At 68.8% G+C, this 18,773-nt stretch carries 22 protein-coding genes; 14 read left to right on the forward strand and 8 right to left on the reverse strand.

Going from position 1 to position 18,773, the window contains the following annotated elements; genetic code table 11:
- From BST17_RS27965 to BST17_RS27985, 5 genes are all read right to left on the reverse strand, one after another.
- The coding region (locus tag BST17_RS27965) for a DUF222 domain-containing protein (RefSeq protein ID WP_234807867.1) at positions 1 to 1,254 on the reverse strand (1,254 nt) is incomplete at its 3' end.
- Between the two features lie 108 nt (positions 1,255 to 1,362).
- On the reverse strand, positions 1,363 to 1,554 hold the full coding sequence (locus BST17_RS27970; protein ID WP_083062269.1) for a ferredoxin: 192 nt from the start codon (positions 1,552 to 1,554) through the stop codon (positions 1,363 to 1,365).
- Positions 1,555 to 1,556: 2 nt separating this feature from the next.
- Positions 1,557 to 2,762 (reverse strand): cytochrome P450, encoded by a 1,206-nt coding sequence (locus BST17_RS27975; protein ID WP_083062285.1) that lies wholly within the window; start codon positions 2,760 to 2,762, stop codon positions 1,557 to 1,559.
- A 9-nt stretch (positions 2,763 to 2,771) separates the two neighbouring features.
- Positions 2,772 to 3,578 carry an alpha/beta fold hydrolase gene (locus BST17_RS27980; protein ID WP_083062270.1) on the reverse strand — a complete coding sequence of 269 codons (807 nt, stop codon included), beginning with the start codon at positions 3,576 to 3,578 and terminating at the stop codon, positions 2,772 to 2,774.
- 10 nt (positions 3,579 to 3,588) lie between these two features.
- A complete protein-coding gene (locus BST17_RS27985; protein ID WP_083062271.1) occupies positions 3,589 to 5,565 on the reverse strand; it encodes an MMPL family transporter in 1,977 nt (658 codons plus the stop codon).
- Positions 5,566 to 5,644: 79 nt separating this feature from the next.
- On the opposite strand from BST17_RS27985, the gene BST17_RS27990 reads away from it, so the two are divergent.
- Complete coding sequence (locus BST17_RS27990; RefSeq protein WP_083062286.1) at positions 5,645 to 6,085, forward strand: MarR family winged helix-turn-helix transcriptional regulator; 441 nt, start codon at positions 5,645 to 5,647, stop codon at positions 6,083 to 6,085.
- Here the strand turns inward: BST17_RS27990 and BST17_RS27995 are convergent.
- Positions 6,075 to 7,631, reverse strand: coding sequence for a Na+/H+ antiporter (locus BST17_RS27995; protein ID WP_083062272.1), 1,557 nt, complete (start codon positions 7,629 to 7,631; stop codon positions 6,075 to 6,077). The two genes, BST17_RS27990 and BST17_RS27995, sit on opposite strands and share 11 nt — an antisense overlap.
- A gap of 24 nt (positions 7,632 to 7,655) precedes the next feature.
- On the opposite strand from BST17_RS27995, the gene BST17_RS28000 reads away from it, so the two are divergent.
- From BST17_RS28000 to BST17_RS28040, 9 genes are all read left to right on the forward strand, one after another.
- The gene (locus BST17_RS28000) at positions 7,656 to 7,955 is read left to right on the forward strand and encodes a UBP-type zinc finger domain-containing protein (RefSeq protein ID WP_083062273.1); all 300 of its coding nucleotides are present in this window, start codon (positions 7,656 to 7,658) and stop codon (positions 7,953 to 7,955) included.
- Positions 7,956 to 7,978: 23 nt separating this feature from the next.
- Complete coding sequence (locus BST17_RS28005) at positions 7,979 to 8,995, forward strand: ATP-grasp domain-containing protein (RefSeq protein ID WP_083062274.1); 1,017 nt, start codon at positions 7,979 to 7,981, stop codon at positions 8,993 to 8,995.
- Positions 8,992 to 9,435: an Rv0361 family membrane protein gene (locus BST17_RS28010; protein WP_083062275.1), complete on the forward strand. Its 444-nt coding sequence runs from the start codon at positions 8,992 to 8,994 to the stop codon at positions 9,433 to 9,435. The genes BST17_RS28005 and BST17_RS28010 overlap by 4 nt, the downstream gene beginning before the upstream one ends.
- Before the next feature lie 16 nt (positions 9,436 to 9,451).
- Positions 9,452 to 9,883: a rhodanese-like domain-containing protein gene (locus tag BST17_RS28015; RefSeq protein WP_083062276.1), complete on the forward strand. Its 432-nt coding sequence runs from the start codon at positions 9,452 to 9,454 to the stop codon at positions 9,881 to 9,883.
- A complete protein-coding gene (locus tag BST17_RS28020) occupies positions 9,847 to 11,091 on the forward strand; it encodes an O-succinylhomoserine sulfhydrylase (RefSeq protein ID WP_207573731.1) in 1,245 nt (414 codons plus the stop codon). The genes BST17_RS28015 and BST17_RS28020 overlap by 37 nt, the downstream gene beginning before the upstream one ends.
- Before the next feature lie 3 nt (positions 11,092 to 11,094).
- A complete protein-coding gene (locus BST17_RS28025) occupies positions 11,095 to 11,499 on the forward strand; it encodes a hypothetical protein (RefSeq protein WP_083062278.1) in 405 nt (134 codons plus the stop codon).
- Positions 11,496 to 12,413: a LysR family transcriptional regulator gene (locus tag BST17_RS28030; protein WP_083062279.1), complete on the forward strand. Its 918-nt coding sequence runs from the start codon at positions 11,496 to 11,498 to the stop codon at positions 12,411 to 12,413. The genes BST17_RS28025 and BST17_RS28030 overlap by 4 nt, the downstream gene beginning before the upstream one ends.
- Positions 12,414 to 12,518: 105 nt before the next feature.
- Positions 12,519 to 14,024 carry an APC family permease gene (locus tag BST17_RS28035; RefSeq protein WP_083062287.1) on the forward strand — a complete coding sequence of 502 codons (1,506 nt, stop codon included), beginning with the start codon at positions 12,519 to 12,521 and terminating at the stop codon, positions 14,022 to 14,024.
- A gap of 12 nt (positions 14,025 to 14,036) precedes the next feature.
- Positions 14,037 to 15,056 carry an aminotransferase class IV gene (locus BST17_RS28040; RefSeq protein ID WP_083062280.1) on the forward strand — a complete coding sequence of 340 codons (1,020 nt, stop codon included), beginning with the start codon at positions 14,037 to 14,039 and terminating at the stop codon, positions 15,054 to 15,056.
- Between the two features lie 21 nt (positions 15,057 to 15,077).
- Here BST17_RS28040 and BST17_RS28045 read toward each other — a convergent pair whose 3' ends face one another.
- The gene (locus tag BST17_RS28045) at positions 15,078 to 15,938 is read right to left on the reverse strand and encodes an SDR family oxidoreductase (RefSeq protein ID WP_083062281.1); all 861 of its coding nucleotides are present in this window, start codon (positions 15,936 to 15,938) and stop codon (positions 15,078 to 15,080) included.
- A 127-nt stretch (positions 15,939 to 16,065) separates the two neighbouring features.
- On the opposite strand from BST17_RS28045, the gene BST17_RS28050 reads away from it, so the two are divergent.
- The 3 genes from BST17_RS28050 to BST17_RS28060 are packed head-to-tail and all read left to right on the forward strand — an operon-like array spanning position 16,066 to position 17,914.
- Complete coding sequence (locus tag BST17_RS28050) at positions 16,066 to 16,581, forward strand: GNAT family N-acetyltransferase (RefSeq protein ID WP_083062282.1); 516 nt, start codon at positions 16,066 to 16,068, stop codon at positions 16,579 to 16,581.
- Entirely contained in the window at positions 16,578 to 17,687 is a 1,110-nt protein-coding gene (locus BST17_RS28055; protein ID WP_083062283.1) for an LLM class flavin-dependent oxidoreductase, read from the forward strand. Before BST17_RS28050 ends, BST17_RS28055 begins: the two co-directional genes overlap by 4 nt.
- A 17-nt stretch (positions 17,688 to 17,704) precedes the next feature.
- Entirely contained in the window at positions 17,705 to 17,914 is a 210-nt protein-coding gene (locus tag BST17_RS28060) for a hypothetical protein (protein ID WP_165762365.1), read from the forward strand.
- 4 nt (positions 17,915 to 17,918) lie between these two features.
- Here the strand turns inward: BST17_RS28060 and BST17_RS28065 are convergent, their stop codons facing one another.
- Positions 17,919 to 18,650, reverse strand: coding sequence for an MBL fold metallo-hydrolase (locus tag BST17_RS28065; RefSeq protein WP_083062284.1), 732 nt, complete (start codon positions 18,648 to 18,650; stop codon positions 17,919 to 17,921).
- Positions 18,651 to 18,673: 23 nt separating this feature from the next.
- On the opposite strand from BST17_RS28065, the gene BST17_RS29795 reads away from it, so the two are divergent.
- On the forward strand, positions 18,674 to 18,773 hold a 100-nt coding region (locus BST17_RS29795; RefSeq protein WP_234807868.1), incomplete at its 3' end, for a hypothetical protein.

Below are 18,773 nucleotides of genomic sequence, written 5' to 3' on the forward strand. Positions count from 1 at the left end.
GCTGACGGGTCGGATGGTGGCGCCGGTGGTGATGAGTTCGGTGAGCAGGTGGGCGGGGATGATGGCGCCGTCCAGGGAGATGCCGGCCCCGGCGCCGGGCCGGGTGGACCGCGCGGCGGGTGCGGCCGGTGCGGGGGTTCTTGCGGGTGTGGGTGTGGGTGTGGTCGGCGGATCCGGGGGCACGGGACTGTCGGATGCTGCTGATCCGGGTGTTCTTGCTGCCGGTGCGGCGGGTGGCCGTGATGGGGCTTCGGTACCTGGCTCGGCGCCGGGCGCCTCGGCAGGAGTGAGGTGTTCGGCCGGGGACTCGTGGGCCGCGGCCGGTTTCTCGGCTGACTGGCTCTCATCAGATTCATCGCCCGGCCCCCCATCGGGTTCGACCGGTCCGGGCTGGGGTCCGCCATCCGGTCCGGGCCCCGTCGCGGGCTCGGCGCCTTCGCCGGTGTCGGGGCGCTGACCGGTGAGCACATAGATGGTGACCGCACCCGCACGTGGGTCTTTCCCCGAACCGGCGCAGGCGGGGTCCCCGCACAGGCAGGTCAGCCGGGTCCCGCCGGCCATGACGGCGGCCACGGCATCGGCGCGGCGCTCCCGTTTCGTGCGGGGATCGTTGTCGCAGACACCGTCGGCCAACTCGTCGGCGCGGGCATCGGTGATCTTGGCGTCGGTGGCACGCATGCGCCCCCAGAACGACACGACCCCGTCGGGGTCATCGCGGTCACCGAACTCAAGGTAACGATCCTTGGCCGCGGTCTTGGATCGGATCACCGCCACCGGATCGAACTCATGCACCCAGTGATCGACGGCCGCGGTCAGCGCGTTCTCCGAGAGCATGCCGTAGCCGTGGGCGTGCTCGGCGATCTTGGCATCGATGGACGCGAGCGCCTCGGGGTCGGTGACCAGGTGGGTGCGCCAGGTGATCGCACTGATCACCTTGGCCGAGATCGCTCCGGTGCCGAAGACGGCCGCGGTCTGCGGGAGCCGTTCCCGCAGCGCCACCCCGATGCGCATCTGGGTGTTGGCGGCGTGCGGCCCGAGGTTGCAGGCCGCGCCGATCTGGGCCTTGGCCTGGGCCCACCCGTCGATCAACTTCAGTGCCGAGAACTCGTCCTCGTCATCGCACCAACGCGAGGTGGCCTCGGCGATGAAAGCCAACCGGCGTGCCGCGGCGGCGGCCTCCTCGCGGGTGGCGGCCGTGACTGCGTTGATGAGCGCCTCATCACTCATCTTCGACAGTTCCGGCTTTTCGAACATGTGTACGATTCTACCGACGCCCACCGACACGCCTCGAAGATTTTCGAGCGCCTGTGGATAACCCAGAAATGACCGCTTATCGGGTTGTACCCCGGCGTCCTGTAGCTCCTACTCCACCAGCTTCAGCGCCGCGGCCGGGCACAGCTGCACGGCCTGCCGGGCGTGGTCCTCCTCATCGGCGGGCACCTCGTCGGTGAGTACCACGACGATGCCGTCGTCGTCCTGGTCGAACAGCGCATCGGCCACCATCACGCAGTTGCCCGCGGTGATACAGGAATCCTGATCGGCTTCAATATGCATCGTCACCACCTCACTGCCAACGACCGTAGCCCGTAGATGAAGTGGAAGGACCGGAACTCGACATCCTCGAACGCATTGGCCAACGCCAACCTGGGGAACCGGCGCAGCAACGCGGGAAAGGCGATGCGCATCTCCATCCGCGCCAGCGGCGCACCGAGGCAGTGGTGTACGCCGTGCCCGAAGGCCAGGTGCCCCGCCGCCCCCCGGCGGATGTCGAGTTCATCGGGCGAATCGACGAATGACGGATCGCGATTGCCCGCGGGCAGTGAGGCGAACACCAGCATGCCCGGCGGGATCGTCACCCCGGCGACCTCCACCTCGGTGTTGGTGAACCGCGGAATCGCGTGGTGCACCACCGAGAGCCAGCGCAGCAACTCCTCGATCGCCGGTCCGATGGCGTCCGGATCATCGCGCACCGCGGCCAGCTGATCGGGCGAGCGCAGCAGCGCCAATGTCCCCAGCCCCAACATGTTCGACGTCGTCTCGTGTCCGGCGAGCAGCAACAGGCCGGCGATGCCGACCAGTTCGTCATCGGTGAGCTCGGCACCGTGCTCGCGGATGAGCATGCCGAGGATGTCCTCCCCGGGCTCGCGCCGGGCCCGGCTGACCAGGGTGTGCATGTACGCGCGGCTCTGCTGCTGCAGGTCCATCCGCTCCGCGATGGGCAGCGACAGATCGAGCTGGCGGGCCGACCGGTGCTCGAAGTCGGGTCGGTCCTCGATCGGTACACCGAGCAACTCGCAGATCACCAAAGAGGGCACGGGCAGCGCGAATTGAGAGATCAGATCGACCGGCGGGCCGGCCGCCTCCATGGCATCCAGGCGCGCCTCGACGATCTCGGTGATACGCGGCTCCAGCCGCTTCATCCGGCGGATGGTGAACTCCGGGGTGAGCATCCGGCGCAACCGCTGATGTTCGGGCGGATCCTGGCCCAGCAGGTTACCGGCGCGGGTCCGGGCGAGCTCCTCATCGGACATGGCGGGCGCGCCGGGAAGTGCGAAACCCGGTGGGCGCGAATTGGAGAAGTGCTCGTGGTCGGCCAGCACCGCCTTGACGTCCTCGTACCGCGTGACCAGGAACACCGGGTTGCCCAGCGCGCTGACCACCGACCGCACCCCGGCGGCGTCCCTGATCTCGGCGAGCTCGGGCACCGGGTCGAAACCGTTGCGCCGCATGTGCACCGGCGGCAGCGTCTGGCTGGCTGTCATGTCCACACGCTACGCGCCCAAGACAAAATCCGAGATCAGAGCGTTGACGACGGCCGGGTTCTCCAGCGCGGCCAGATGTGCCACCCCGTCGAGTACCGCGGTCGCGGACCCGGGAATCGCCGCCGCCATCGCGAGCGTCTCGGCCACCGGGAATGTCGCGTCCTCGGCTCCGGCGACCACCAACACCGGTGTGCCTATCCGGCCCAACAGGTCGTGCTGGTCGGGCCGGTTCGGGACCACACTGGTCACCGCCCGCGCGCTGGAACGGACGTCGACGGCACGGGCCGCCGCACGGACATACGCCACCACCTCGGGACGCTCCCGCAGCGACGTCGGGCCCAGGAACGCCTTCAGCACCTCGCGGGTCAGCGGGCCGCGGATGCCGCCCAAGGCCGACGCGGCCCGTAACAGCAGTCCGTATTCGACGTGTTGGCGGCGTCCCGCGGCCGACGCGGTGCAGTTCATCAGGACCGAGAACCCGACGCGGTCCGGGTGCAGGGCGGCGAAGGTGCCGCCGATCATCCCGCCCCAGGAGTTCCCGACGAAATGCGCCTGGTTGATGCCGAAGGCGTCGAGTATATCCACCACGCACTGCGCGCAGTCCTCGAAAGTGAATCCGGCAGTTAACTTTTCGCTACCGCCGTGGCCGGGCGGGTCCACCAGGATCACCTTCAGGTGGTCACGGAACTCCGCTGCCTGCCCGGCCCACATGTCTCCGGTCATCAACAGGCTCGGCCAGAACACCATCGCGTCGCCGGCGCCGTCGACCTGAACCCGCAGCCGTCCCAGCCGTGTCGCGACGGTCCGTGCCTCCACGGCTCACACGCTAGCGCTCCGCGTGCAGCGCCGGCCACCAGATGCGCGGACCGATGAGGGTGAACAGCGCGGGGATGATCACCGTGCGCACCACGAAGGTGTCCAGCACGATGCCCAGGCCCACGATGATGCCGATCTGGGTCAACACGATCAGCGGCAGCACTCCCAGCACGCAGAACACCGCGGCGAGCACGATGCCCGCACTGGTGATCACCGCACCGGTCGCCGACACGGCCCGCACGATGCCCTGCCGGTTCCCGTATCGGGGGGTCTCCTCGCGGGCCCGTGTCACCAGGAAGATGGTGTAGTCCACGCCCAGGGCGACCAGGAACAGGAAGGCGAACAGCGGCGTGCCGTTGTCCAGCGCCGGGAAGCCGAAGATGTGCACGCTCGCCCAACCGCCCAGGCCCAGGGCGGCCAGCGCACTCAGCACGGTGACCGACACCAGGATCAGCGGCGCCAGTACCGAGCGCAGCAGGACGAACAACACCACCAGCACCACCGCCAGGATGGCCGGGATGACGACCATGCGGTCACGCTGGGCCGCCGCCGCCGAATCGCGCGCCTTGGCGTCGGAACCGCCGACCAGCGCGTCCGGGCTGATCGCGTGCACCGAACTGCGCAGCGCGTCAACGGTTTCGAAGGCCTCATCCGAGGCGGGCGCGGCTTCCAGCACCACCGACCACTGCGTCAGTCCGGTGTCCGAGACGCCGGCCGGGCGGGCCGACACCACCCCGGCGGTCTGCCCGATCGCCTGGGAGATGGCCGCGGCGTCCGCGGTCGGTGCGACCACGACCGTCGGATCGGTCAGCCCGCTCGGGAAGTGCTCGGACAACGTCTCGAAACCGGCGACCGACTCGGCCTGCACCCGGAACTGCTCGGTCTGGGTCAGGCCGACGGGGGTGCCGACCAGTCCGAGGCACAGGGCGGCCAACGCCGCGAGCGCGCCACCGGAGACCCAACCGGGCCGGGCCGCCACCCAGGATGCGATGCGGTGCCAGACACCGTTGTCGGTCAGCGATTTCGCCCCGACCTCGGGGATGAACGGCCAGAACAACTTTCGGCCGAACAGCCCGAGGAATGGCGGCAGGACCAGCAGCACGAAGATGGCGGCCACCACCAGGCCGGCGGCGGCCTGCACGCCCAGGCTGCGGTTGCTCGGGGCGGAGGCGAACGCCAGCGTCAGCAGCGCCAGTACCACGGTGGCATTGCTGGCCAGGATGGCCGGCGCGGCGGCGCGTACCGCCACCCGCAGCGCGTCGCGGTGATCGGGCCGGGCGCCCAGTTCCTCGCGGTAGCGCGAAATCAGCAGCAGCGCATAGTTCGTGCCGGCGCCGAACACCAGCACGCTGGTGATACCGCTGGTCGAACCGTCGGGGCTCAGGCCGACTCCGGCGGCCACCGCGGTGCCGACCACCGACCCGACGCGGTCGGCGAAGGCGATCACCAGCAGTGGCACCAGCCACAGCACGGGAGAGCGGTAGGTGACGATAAGCAGCACCGCCACCACCGCGGCCGTCACCGCCAGCAGGGTGAAGTTCGCTCCGGCAAAGGAATTGGCGATGTCGGCGCCGAACGCCGGGCCGCCGGTGACCTCGGCCCGCAGCCCCTCGGGCAACCGGTCCGCGGTCGAGGTGCGCAGCTCCTGAACGGCGTCATTCAGCGCGAATCCGGACAGGTCGGCCGGCAGTGGCGCGACCGAGAGGGCGGCCTTGCCGTCCTCGGACACCTGGGCGCCGGGCCCGGCCGCGGCGATGTCCGCCGGACCGAGGGCCGCGCCGTCGGTCCGGGTGAACACGATGATGGCCGGCGCCTGATCCCCACCGGGGAACTCGGCGCGCAGGGCGTCGGCACGCGCGGATTCGGCGTCTGCCGGGACCGCCACCGGGGACTGCGATGCGGAATCGCCGCCGCTGAGCAGGGCCATACCGGCACCGGAGGCGAGGATCACGAGGAAGGCTACGAGCCAGGAGAGGCGTCGGGACATGCATCGAATATTTCAGAAACTTAACTATTAATCAACTGGCCGATATGATCGCCGGGTGGCACGTGAGGACCTGGAGCGGATGATCGCCGTCGACGTACGGGCGCTGACCGCCGAGTCCGATCAGATCGGCCGGGAGTTCGCCCGTCGACATGACGTGAGCGCCAACGACTTCCGTGCTCTGTTACACGTCATGGTCGCCGAAGCCGCCGGTACGCCGCTGACCGCCGGTGAACTGCGCAAACTGATCGGTACATCGGCCGCCGCAGTCACCTATCTGGTGGAGCGCATGATCGCTTCCGGACACCTGCGTCGCGAGGCCCACCCAGATGACCGGCGCAAGGTGATCCTGCGTTACGACGATCACGGGCTGGCCGTCGCCAACGACTTCTTCACACCGCTGGCCCGGATCAACTCCGCGGCCCTGGCCGACCTGCCCGACGCGGATCTGGAAGCCGCGCACCGGGTGTTCGCCGCGCTGCTGAGCGCCATGCAGGATTTCCGCACGACCATCAGCGATTGAGGGTCGCCTCCTCCAAGTCCAACCCGCGCAACACCTCGCGCAACACCTCGTCGTCGATATTGCCCGCGTCGCGCTCGGCGATGAACACCGCACGCTCGGCGGCCAGCATCTCCAGGCGCAGCCCCCGGAACACCGTCGCCGGGCTCTGGCCGAGTTCTTCCTCGCTGCGGCCCAACCGTTCCCAGGCTGCGTTGCGGCGGGCGGTGTTCCATCGTCGCAGCACCTCGGCGGCGCTGTCCTGCATCGACGTGTCCGGACTCTCCAGGAGTTCATCGAGCCGGTCGGCCGCCGCGCGGGCCGCCTTGTCCTGGGCGGCCGCCTGCGCCAGCGCGTCGGCGCGTGCATCCTCGCCCTGGACCCCGCACCGGCGGATCACCCACGGCAGCGTCAGGCCGTGCAGCAACAGTGTGCCGACCACCACCACGAAGGTCAGGAACACCAGCTGGTCCCGGCCGGGGAAGGCCTCGCCGGACAACGTCGTCATCGGCACGCCGAACGCCGCCGCCAGCGACACCACCCCGCGCATCCCCGCCCACGCCACCACGAACGTCTCCCCGGCCGCGGGTCGTGGCGAACGTAGATAGGCGAACGCGTACACCCACACGACTCGCACCGCGATCGTCGTGCCCAGCACCGCCGCCGCCGCGATCGCTATCCGGGCCGGCGAGAAATCCGAGAGCTGGTGCACCACGCCGGGCAGCTGCAAGCCGATCAGCAGGAAGGCGAAGGATTCGAGGATGAATTGCAGTGCGCGCCAAACCGCGTCGTCCTGCAACCGGGTCGCATATCCGGCGTGGGTGGTCGTGCGCTGTCCGATCATCAGCGCGGCGATCACGACGGCGAGGACGCCGGAGGTGTGCGCCTCCTCGGCCACCAGATACACCACGAACGGCGCCAGCAGCCCGATCGCACTCTCGACCAACGGATCGGCCAGCCGCGAGCGCACGAAGGTGATGGTCAGACCCGCCAGCACACCGACCACCACGCCACCGGCGGCAGCCACCACGAAGGTGCCCAACCCCGACTTCCAGCCGGTCGATGCACCGATCGCGGCCGCCAGCGCCACCTTGTAGGCGGTCAGCGCGGTGGCGTCGTTGAGCAGGCTCTCGCCGCCCAGCAGCGTCATCACCCGGCGCGGCAGCCCGAGCCGACGACCGACCGCCGTGGCCGACACCGCGTCCGGCGGGGCGATGATCGCGCCCAGGGTCAACGCGGCGGCCAGGGTGAACTCGGGCACCACCCGGTAGGCCACGAAACCCACGGCCAGCGTGGTGATCAACGGCATGCCGACCGCCAGCATCCCGATCGCACCCGCGCGCCTGCGCATGTTGACGTAGCTGCTCTCCAGTCCCGCCGACCACAGCAGCGGCGGCAGGATCACGAACAGCACCAGGTCCGGATCCAGTTCGACACGGTCGAAACCGGGAATGTTCGACGCCGCCAGCCCGGCCACCACCAGCGCCAGCGGTGCCGACACGTCGAGGCGCCGGCTCACGGCGGCCAGCAGCACCGCGGCCACCAGGACCGCCAGCAGTGTCACTCCCACCGCATCCCCTTATCCTCGGTCACCATGCTCGGACGATCACGACGGCGCGCGCCGACAGACCTGTGTGGGCATCTCCAGGCGCTATCAAACAGCGCCGAACCTGCGCCACTTACTCCCGGGCGCTGCCAGGAGTGCGCCGAACTCGGCGAGACCACCTGGGCGCACCTGCGCATGTGCGAGACCTGTGGGCACGTCGGGTGCTGCGATTCGAGCCCACACCAACACGCCACCGCGCACTTCCGGGAGACCGGCCATCCGGTGATGCGCAGCGTCGAACCGGGCGAGTCGTGGCGCTGGTGCTATGTCGACGTCCGGCTCGGCTGAAGATCTGGCAGGCTGGTCTGGCGATGACAAGGCACGCCGAAGACGCTGACACCTCCGCCGACCCCAAGGCGCCCGTGGTGCTGCTGCGCGGGTCCGGTGGGGCGAGCCGCGAACTGACACTGGCCCTCCAGCGGCTGGGTGCGGTGGTCACCACGAACGAGTCCGACGGCGCCGATTTCGTCGTCGAGTCGGAGTTGGATCTGGACCGGGAGGCCCTGCGTCGGCTGGCCGCCGACGAACTCGGCCTGCCGACCGCGCCGTTCTGGTTCGCCGGGACCGCCGCGGAACTCGCCGCCATCGCCGAGCACGCCGGCTTCCCGCTGGCGGTCGGTCCGGTCACCGACGGCGCCGATGCGGGACGCTCGGTGCTGCTGCGGCCGGAGGATGTCGAACCCGCCTGGCAGCGGGCCGTCGCGGCCGGCCAGCACCGGGTGATGGCCGAGACGGTGGTCGACGTCGACGACGAGGTCACCCTGCTGACCGTGCGCACCGCCAGCCCGACCGGGCCGGCCGTGCACTTCTGCGAGCCGATCGGGCACCGGGTCGCCGACGATGGGACGCTGTCCGCGTGGCAGTCCCACCGGCTGACCCCGGCGGCGTTGGACGCCGCGAAGTCCATCGGCGCGCGCATCGTGAACTCGCTGGGCGGCCGCGGCGCCTACTCGGTGGAACTGCTGGTACGCGGTGACGAGGTGTATTTCGCCGATGTGCGCCCGGGCCCCGTCGAGGCCACGCTGCTGACGCTGCGCACCCAGCGGTTGTCCGCCTTCGACCTGCACGCCCGCGCGGTCCTGGGCCTGCCGGTCGACACCATCATGGTGTCCCCGGGGGCGGCTGAGGTCGGTCGGGCCGGCGAAGCGGTGCTGGACAAGGCCGACGTGTTGGCGGTGCTGGCCCAGGCCCACGAGGTCGCCGAGAGCGATGTGTGGCTGTTCGGCGACGGGCTCGGCGCGGCGTTCGCGACGGCGCCGGATGTCACGGTGGCGCGTGACCGCGCGCAGCGCACCGCGGTGGCGCTGCGTAAACTCTGGCAGTCGTGAGCGGCGATCCGGCAGACCGGGACCGGCCGACGGCGACGCCGTTCCTGCTGGCCCTCGTCATCATCGTGGTTGTGATCACCGCGATTCTTGTGATCAACCGCGGCGAGGGCGACGGGGATCCGCAGCAGATCGGCCGCGTCGTGGTCGCCCAGAACGACGCCCTGCAGCGGCAGGACTATCAGGCGTTCAAGGCCAACACCTGTGCCGCCGAACAGGGCACCGAGAAAGAGGTGCTTGACCGGCAGCGCGACTCGGTCGCCAAGCACGGCGAGCGGTACGTCGACGGGGCCGGCAACATCGCGGTCGTCGGCGACACCGCCACCGCCTCGGTGAAGTACCACTTCGGCGACGACGAGGACGCGGACACCCAGGTCAGCGTCGACATGATGTTCGCGCGCGAGGACGGCCAGTGGAAGGTCTGTTCGCAGGGTCCGGCCTAGCCGTTACGGTAGTGCTGTGTCCACATCCGAGAGTCCGGGTTACGCCGGAGACATCACGCCCGAGCAGGCCTGGGAGCTGCTGTCCGACAATCCCGAAGCCGTGCTCGTCGACTGTCGCACCGAGGCCGAGTGGCGTTTCGTCGGAGTACCCGACCTCGCCCCGCTGCGGCGCGATGTGGTGTTCGTGGAGTGGAGCAGGACCGACGGTTCGCACAACGACGCCTTCATCGACGATCTCGGCCGGGCCGGCATCGCCCCCGGTGCGCGACCGGTGGTGTTCCTGTGCCGCTCCGGCAACCGCTCCATCGGTTCGGCGCAGGCCGCCACCGCCGCGGGTATCGGCCCGTCCTACAACGTGCTCGATGGTTTCGAGGGCAACCTCGACGAGCACGGGCACCGCGGCCGGACCGGATGGAAAGCTGTCGGACTCCCCTGGAGGCAGTCGTGACTGAGCCCGTGCCGTCTGTGCGAACACCTGCCCCACTGCCCGACGGGGTCAGCCAGGCCACCATCGGTGTCCGCGGTGGACTGCTGCGGTCGGGTTTCGAGGAGACCGCCGAAGCGCTGTACCTGACCTCGGGCTACGTCTACGAGTCGGCCGCCGACGCCGAGCGTGCGTTCACCGGCGAGATCGACCGGTATGTCTACTCGCGCTACGGCAACCCGACGATCTCGATGTTCGAGGAACGCCTGCGGCTCATCGAGGACGCGCCGGCGGCGTTCGCCACCGCGACCGGGATGGCCGCGGTGTTCACCGCGTTGGGCGCACTGCTGGGCGCCGGTGACCGGCTGGTCGCCGCCCGCAGCCTGTTCGGTTCCTGTTTCGTGGTGTGCAACGAGATCCTGCCGCGCTGGGGTGTCGAGACCGTCTTCGTCGACGGTGACGACCTGTCCCAGTGGGAGGAGGCGTTGAGCGTGCCGACCCAGGCGGTGTTCTTCGAGACGCCGTCGAACCCGATGCAGTCGCTGGTCGACATCGCCGCGGTCGCCGAATTGGCCCATGCCGCCGGCGCAAAGGTGGTGCTGGACAACGTGTTCGCCACACCGTTGCTGCAGCAGGGCATCCCGCTGGGTGCCGATGTGGTGGTCTACTCGGGGACCAAGCACATCGACGGCCAGGGCCGGGTGCTCGGCGGTGCGATCCTGGGCGACAAGGACTACATCGACGGCCCGGTGCAGAAGTTGATGCGCCACACCGGCCCGGCGATCAGTGCCTTCAACGCCTGGACGCTGCTCAAAGGCCTTGAGACGCTGGCTGTCCGGGTCGACTACTCGAACCGCTCCGCCCAGCGGGTTGCCGAGTTCCTGGAACAGCAGGCCGGCGTGAACTGGGTGAAATACCCCTTCCTGCAATCGCATCCACAGTACGAGCTGGCGCAGAGGCAGATGCGCGGCGGTGGCACGGTCGTCACCTTCGAGCTCGACGGCGGGAAGGACAGCGCCTTCAAGCTGCTGGACCGGCTGCGCGTCATCGACATCTCCAACAACCTCGGTGATGCCAAATCGTTGATCACCCACCCGGCCACCACCACCCACCGGGCGATGGGCCCGGAGGGGCGGGCGGCGATCGGCCTCGGTGACGGGGTGGTGCGCATCTCGGTCGGCCTGGAGGGCACCGAAGACCTGATCGCCGATCTGGACCAGGCGCTGAGCTGAGCCGTGTCGAAGTCCTCGGATGCGAAGAAGGCGCGTCGCAAGAAGCGCAAGACGGCCGGTGACGCGCGCTGGGTCCCCGACGCGGTGATCGACCAGTTGTCGGCCATCCAGGACGCGGTGGTCGCCGACCTGGCCGAGTTCGACGCGCGGATCACCGAGCGCGGGTGGACCTTCGACGAGGAGGAATCCGACGACGACTACGCGATCTGGTTCTACGAGCCGTCCGGGGGGCAGGTCGAGGACGGTATCCCGGTCACCTCGCTGTGGCTGGACGCGGCCGAGGACGGTGCCCTGGTGCACGTGACGTACGTCGGGACCACCGAGAAGCACACCTTCACCCATGAGGAACTGTCCGCCCGGCTCGACGCCATCGAGTCCTACCGCAACGGTGACCCGACACCGGAGTGAGTGACGTCACGCTGCGGCAGCTCCGCTACTTCGCCGTGCTGGGTGAAGAGCTGAACTACCGCCGCGCCGCGGAACGGCTGTTCATCACCCAGCCCGCACTGTCCACCGCGATCAAGCAGCTCGAGCACCAGTTCGGTGTGGTGCTGTTCCACCGCAACACCCGTGAGGTCGCGCTGACCGACCTGGGTGCGGCGTGGCTGCCGCAGGTGCAGCAGGCGCTGTCGGGGGTGGAGGCCGTTGTCGACAACCTGCTGCTGCTCTCGGGCACCCGGCGCGGGGTGCTGCGCGTCGGCTATCTGATCGGCACCGGTGCCGACCTGCTGTTCCGCCTGGTCCGCCACTTCGAATCCGCCTACCCCGAGGTCACCGTAGAACCGATCGAGTTCGACTTCGCCGACCCCACGGCGGGCCTGGCCGACGGCAGCACCGAGGTCGCGATCATCCGGCCGCCGGTCGACCTGCCCGAGCACCGCATGCTCATTCTGGACTCCGAGTCGTGGGTGGCCTGCCTGCCGCGTGATCATCGGCTCGCCGGCCGCACCGAGGTCGGTATCGCCGAACTGCTCGACGATCCCATCGTGTGCGCCCCGCTCACGGCCGGGACGTGGCGGGACTATTGGCTGGCGATGGACGTCCGGGGCAACCGGCCCCCGACCATCGCCGCCGTCGCCGCGACCTATGAGGCCGAGACGACGGCGATCGCGCGGGGGCTCGGGATCAGCTTCACCACCTCCTCGGTGGCCCGCTTCTACGACCGGCCGGGGATCGTCTACGTGCCGATCTCGGACCGTCCGCTCAGCCACACCGCCCTGGCGTGGAACCCCGCGGACCTCACACCGCAGGCAGATGCCCTGGTCAAGCTCGTGCAGGCCCGTTGGGGAGTCGGCAGCGTCGATGATGCTGAGCAGCACTGATAAATCCTGCTTATGAGCAGATCAAAACATCGAACTTCCGATGTCCCCGGGATGGCGGTTGTCTGTCCTCAGGTGTTCGTCCCCACGTCTTGACCTGGAGTGACCATGACTGACGCAATAGCCCCACCCACTCATTCAGACAAACCCGCCGTCCTCGGCTCCGAAGATGCCAAGCTGGCCGAGCTCGGCTACGCCCAGAAACTGGACCGCTCCGTGGGCACGCTGGCCTCGTTCGCCATCGGTTTCGCCACCATCAGCGCCACCACCGCGGTATTCACCGGATTCGGTGCGGGCTACTTCACCGCAGGGGCGCCGTTCGTGTGGACGCTGCTGCTGGCCGGCGCCGTGTTCGCGCTGTGGACCTTCATCGCCGCGGACCTGACCGCCAAGCTGCCGCTGGCCGGCTACTCCTACCAGTGGATCAGCCGGATCAACGGGCCCAACCTGGCCTGGTTCACCGGATTCATCGCCCTGATGGGCTGGGTGTGCGGTATGACCGGTGTCGGGTTCATTCTGTCCGGCTACCTCGGCGGACTGCTGGGCTGGAGCATGACGCAGACCACCCAGATCCTGCTGGCCATCGCCGTGGTGTTCGTCTGCGTGCTGATCAACATCTACGGCGTCCGGTTCGCCACCATGGTCAACAACATCGGGGTCAGCCTGGAACTGGTCATCACCGTCGGCGCCACCGCGCTGATCGCCGTCATCGCCTTCTCCGCCCCCGAGAACCACCAGCCGATCTCCACCCTGTTCACCGGCGGCGAATCCGGCGACAAGGACTCCTACATGCTGGCCTGGCTGGCCGCCGCGCTTGGCCCGTTCTTCGGTCTGATCGGCGTCGAGTCCGGCGCCGACGTCGCCGAGGAGACCAAGAACGCGCGCCGGGTGGTCCCCAAGACGATGTTCTACGCGCTGATCACCTCGATCGTCATCGAGTTCCTGATGTACGTCGTGTACGTGTTGGCCATCAAGGATCCCGCTGCGGTGGAAGCGAATTCGGCCGCACCGATCGAGGAGATCATCACCCAGCAGGCCGGCCCCGTCGTCACCAAGATCGTCGTCGCGATCGCCCTGACCAATATCCTGGCCTGCCTGCTCGCCAACATCCTGGTGGCCACCCGGCTCACCTATTCGATGGCACGGGACAACATGCTGCCGTTCTCGCACGTGTGGCGCCACGTGTCGCCCAAGAGCAAGGCCCCCACCTACGCCGTACTCGGATTAGGTTGCCTGTCAACGGTTCTGCTGCTCTCGGCGCTGGTCAACGAGAAGGCGTTCAACTACATCATCGGCATCGCGTCGCTGCTGTTCTTCTTCGTCTACATCCTGCAGACCATCGGCCTGCTCGTCGGCTACAAGCGCGGCACCATCCCCGCGGCCGAGCCCGGCACCTTCGATCTGGGCCGGTTCCGCCTTCCCCTCTACGTCACCGCGCTGGTGGTGTTCCTCGGTGTGGCCGTCGCGCTGCTCTTCCTGCCCCAGTTCACCAGCAACAAGTGGGTCTTCCTCGGCATCGTCGTGCTCGCCGCCATCTGGTGGGCCACCGGCCTCAAGTCGCGGCTGAGCCGCGGTGACGCCGGCGCGGACTACGCCAAGACCCACAACCTCTAGAAAGGAAAAGCTATGACCACGCTCACCAACGCAGGAACCTCCAACCTCGTCGCCGTCGAACCCGGAGCCATCCGGGAGGACACCCCGGCGGGCTCGGTGATCCAGTACAGCGACTACGAACTCGACCAGTCCAGCCCGTTCGCCGGCGGCGTCGCCTGGATCGAAGGCGAGTTCGTGCCCGCCGAGGACGCCAGGATCTCGATCTTCGACACCGGCTTCGGGCATTCCGATCTGACCTACACCGTCGCGCATGTGTGGCACGGCAACATCTTCCGGCTCGGTGACCACCTGGACCGGCTGCTGGACGGGGCGCGCAAGCTGCGTCTGGACGCCGGGTACACCAAGGACGAACTCGCCGACATCACCAAGCAGTGCGTGTCGATGTCGCAGCTGCGGGAGTCCTTCGTCAACCTGACCGTCACCCGCGGCTACGGTAAGCGCCGGGGGGAGAAGGACCTTTCGAAGCTCACCCACCAGGTGTACATCTACGCCATCCCGTACCTGTGGGCGTTCCCACCGGCCGAGCAGATCTTCGGCACCACCGCCATCGTGCCCCGCCATGTCCGTCGGGCCGGTCGCAACACCGTCGACCCGACCATCAAGAACTACCAGTGGGGCGACCTGACCGCGGCCAGCTTCGAGGCGAAGGACCGCGGGGCACGCACCGCCATCCTGCTCGACTCGGACAACTGTGTGGCCGAGGGCCCGGGCTTCAACGTGTGCATCGTCAAGGACGGCAAGCTGGCCTCGCCATCGCGAAATGCGTTGCCGGGCATCACCCGCAAGACGGTCTTCGAGCTCGCCGATCAGATGGGCATCGAGGCCACCCTGCGTGATGTCACCAGCCACGAACTCTACGACGCCGACGAACTGATGGCCGTCACCACCGCCGGTGGGGTCACCCCGATCAACTCCCTCGACGGCGAAGCCATCGGCAACGGTGAGCCCGGCCCGATGACGGTCGCCATCCGGGACCGGTTCTGGGCCCTGATGGACGAGCCGGGTCCGCTGATCGAGGCGATCGAATACTGAGTTCGGGCCGGGCCGTCCGCGCTACTTGCCGTCGGACTCGATGACGCCCTGGGCGGCCCTGGCCCGATCCTCGTAGGCCTGCCGCTTGGACCGGTCGAACTCCAGGAACACATTGTCCAGTCCGAGCGCCTTGTTCATCGCGCGGCGGCCCTTGGGCGGCAGCATCTGCGCGGCCTGCGCGGTGAACCGCAGCGGTGGCGGCACCGAGACGTGGGTCTTGGGCTTGTTCAGCGTCTTGACGATGGCGGCCGCGATCTCCTCGGGCTCGACGGGCTTGATGGCGCCGCCGGATTTGGTGCCCGAGATCAGGTCGGTGTTGGTGAACGGCGGCATGATCACCGAAACGTTCACGCCGTGCGGGGCCATCTCGTCGGCCAGCGCGGTGGACAGGCCGACGACGGCGTACTTGGCGCCGACGTAGACGACCTGTCCGGGCAGCGGGATCAGCCCGGACAGCGAGGCGATGTTGATGATGTGACCGCTACGGCGGCGCACCATGTCCGGCAGCGCGAGTTGGCAGCCGGTGAGTACGCCATAGACGTTGACCTCCAGCGAGGACCGCACGGACTGCTCGGTCTCCTCCAGGAACGGCCCGACGGGCATGACGCCGGCGTTGTTGATCAACACGTCGATGTGACCGCCGCCGTCGGTGCGCGCCTTGTCCAGGAAGGTCTCGAACGACTCCCGGTCGGTGACGTCGAGCGGGTAACCCGACACCTGGCCGAGCTTGGTCAGCTCGACGACGGCCGACTCCTGCAGTGCGACGTCACGGTCGCCGATGACGACCCGGGCGCCGCGAGCCAGCAAAGCCTTGGCGGTGGCATAACCGATACCGCGAGCGGCGCCGGTGATCGCGATGGTCTTGCCCCTGATGTTGTCCATGGCGGCGAACTTTACACCTGTCAAGTTTTCCGGGGAAGAGGGGCCGGCCTGCCGATATTTACGATCAGGATGAGCCGATGGGCCCGTCCGGAATGCGCGGGGCCGCGACACGTTGGACATTCGAGTGATGGCAGGAGCAATCGTGGAGACCGTGCGTTTCGTCGCCGTGAGCCAGACCGACCCGCTGGCCGAGCCGCTGCTGGCCGAGCTCGCCGTCGAGTACGCACAGCGCTACGGCGGCACCGAGGCCGGCGTGGCCCGCTGGCTGCGCGGGCATCCCGCCGATGAGTTCGCCGCCCCGCATGGCGCGCTGCTCATCGGATTGCTCGACGGGGTTCCGGTGACCGGCGGTGCGTTCCAGCGCTTCGACGACGACACCGCCGAGCTCAAGCGAATCTGGACCGACAGCGGGCATCGCAAACGCGGTCATGCCACGTCGTTGCTGCGCGAGCTGGAGGCGCTGGCCGCCGAGCGTGGCTATCGGCGGGTGTACCTGACCACCGGTGACCGCCAGCCCGAGGCCGAGGCGCTCTACGAGGCCAACGGGTACACGCGCCTCGCCGAGCCGTTGCCGCCGGAGCCGGGCGACGGGGACAAGAAACGCGATGTCTATCCCATTGCCTTCGAGAAGGCCCTGAGATGACCATCCCGCTGTCGATACTGGACCTGGCGCCGGTCCCGGCGGGCAGTACCGCCGCCGACGCCCTGCGCAACACCGTCGACCTGGCCCGACACGCCGAGCGGTGGGGCTTCCGCCGGTACTGGGTGGCCGAACATCACTACGTCGCGGTGGCCAGCGCCGCCCCGGCCGTCCTCATCGGCCAGATCGCCGCGGCGACCGAGACCATCCACGTCGGCGCGGCCGCGGTGCAACTCGGACACACCACCGCGATCGCGGTCGTCGAGAGCTTCGGGACGCTGGACGCCTTCTACCCCGGCCGCATCGACCTCGGGGTGGGCCGGTCCGGCCAACGCCGCGCCGAAGCCAACCGGCAGGAGCCGCGCGAACCGCGGCCGCCGCGGGTGCGGCACGAGGTCGACGGGGTGGTGGTGCCCGCACCGTTCGACCTGTCCGCCCTGTTACGCAACCCCCGGCTGACGGCGACGATGGGCACCCTGCAGCAGCCCGCGGCCGTGGCACCGGATTTCGGGGACCAGGTCGCCGACATCCTGGCGCTGTTGGACGGTCGCTATCGCGTCGACGGATTCGAGGCACACGCCAGTCCGGGCGAGGGAACCACCCTGCGGCCGTGGGTGTTCGGCAGCAGCAGAGGGCAGAGCGCCCGGGTGGCCGGTGCGCACGGATTACCGTTCGTGGCGGCCTACCACATCGCCCCGGCCACCGCGCTGGAGGCGGTCGAGGCCTACCGCAGCGCCTTCGAGCCGTCGGCCACGTTGTCCGAGCCCTATGTGGTGGTGTCCGCCGATGTGCTGGCCGCCGATGACGCCGACCGCGCGCGGCATCTGGCGAGCAGCTTCGGGCACTGGGTGTACTCGATCCGGGCAGGCGGCGGCGCGGTGCCCTATCCCGACCCGGACACCGTGCCCGCGCTGACCGCCGAGCAACGGGCGGTGGTCGCCGACCGTATCGAGACACAGTTCGTCGGCGATGCGGAGCAGGTGGCCGAGCGACTGGCCGCGCTGGCGCGCGTGACCGGCGCCGACGAGCTGGTGATCACTTCGGTGGCACACGATCATGCCGACCGGTTGCGGTCCCACGAGCTGATCGCCGAGGTCTGGGCGGGGTGATTTCGTAAGCTGAGGCAGTGACGCTACCCGTTGTGGGCGTGCTGATTCTGGCCGCCGCGCTGGTCGTGGCGCTGCTGGGGGTCGGTGTGCGCACCCTGGTGGCGCGCCGACGCGACGTCTCGGACGACGCCGAACTCGACGAGAAGATCCTGATGCCCACCATCGCCGTGGCCTGCGGTCTGGTGGTGACCGCGGTCTTCCTCTTCGGTTACGACCTGATCGCCTGAGGCCTCATCGGCCGGCCTGTTCGGCCGCCGAGCGGATCGAGCCCCGCCACAGCGGGCCGTGACCCGGCACCAGGACCTCGGTGTCCAGCATGCCGAGCGCGGCCAGACTGCGCAGACAGCCATCTTGATCGTGGTTGAAGATCGTCGGCAGCAGCTGCGGGCCGCTGCGGGCACTCAGCGGGTGCCCGGTGATCAGGGCGTCGCCGGCCACCAACACGCCGTCCACCAGATAGGAGCAGTGCCCACCGGTGTGCCCCGGCGACGGGATCGCCGTCGGCGCGCCCGGCAGTGTCGCCGCGATGTCCTCGTCGATCGCCTGCGCGGTGGGGATGCCCTCGTGGGTCAACCCGCCCTTGCGCACCAGCGCCAGCGTCCACGCCAGATATCGCGGCTGCCACGCCCGACTCAGCACGTCGACCGGGGACACCTGCTCCAGGTACCGGCGCTGGGCATGACCGACCTCGGCGGCATGCGTATACACCGGCGTGCCATGCGTTTTCGCGAACCAGATCGCCGAACCGAGATGGTCCACATGTGCGTGGGTGAGCAGGATCGCCCGGACGTCCTCGGGCTCGAAACCGAGTTGGCGCACCGAGCCGACGACCTCATCACGATGGCCCGGATAGCCCGCGTCGATCAACAACACCCCGGACTCGTCGGTCACCACCGTCCAATTCACCAGGTCGGTCTGGGCGAGGTGAACGCGATCGGTGACGGCCGTCAGAAGCGGTGCCATACGGCGAGTGTAGAAACATAGGTATGGCTGAACTGAAACTGGGCTATAAGGCGTCGGCGGAGCAGTTTGCGCCTCGGGAGTTGGTCGAACTTGCTGTTGCTGCCGAGGAACACGGTATGGACA

Origin of the sequence: Mycolicibacterium bacteremicum (assembly GCF_002086115.1) — a bacterium.
GTDB classification, from domain to species: domain Bacteria; phylum Actinomycetota; class Actinomycetes; order Mycobacteriales; family Mycobacteriaceae; genus Mycobacterium; species Mycobacterium bacteremicum.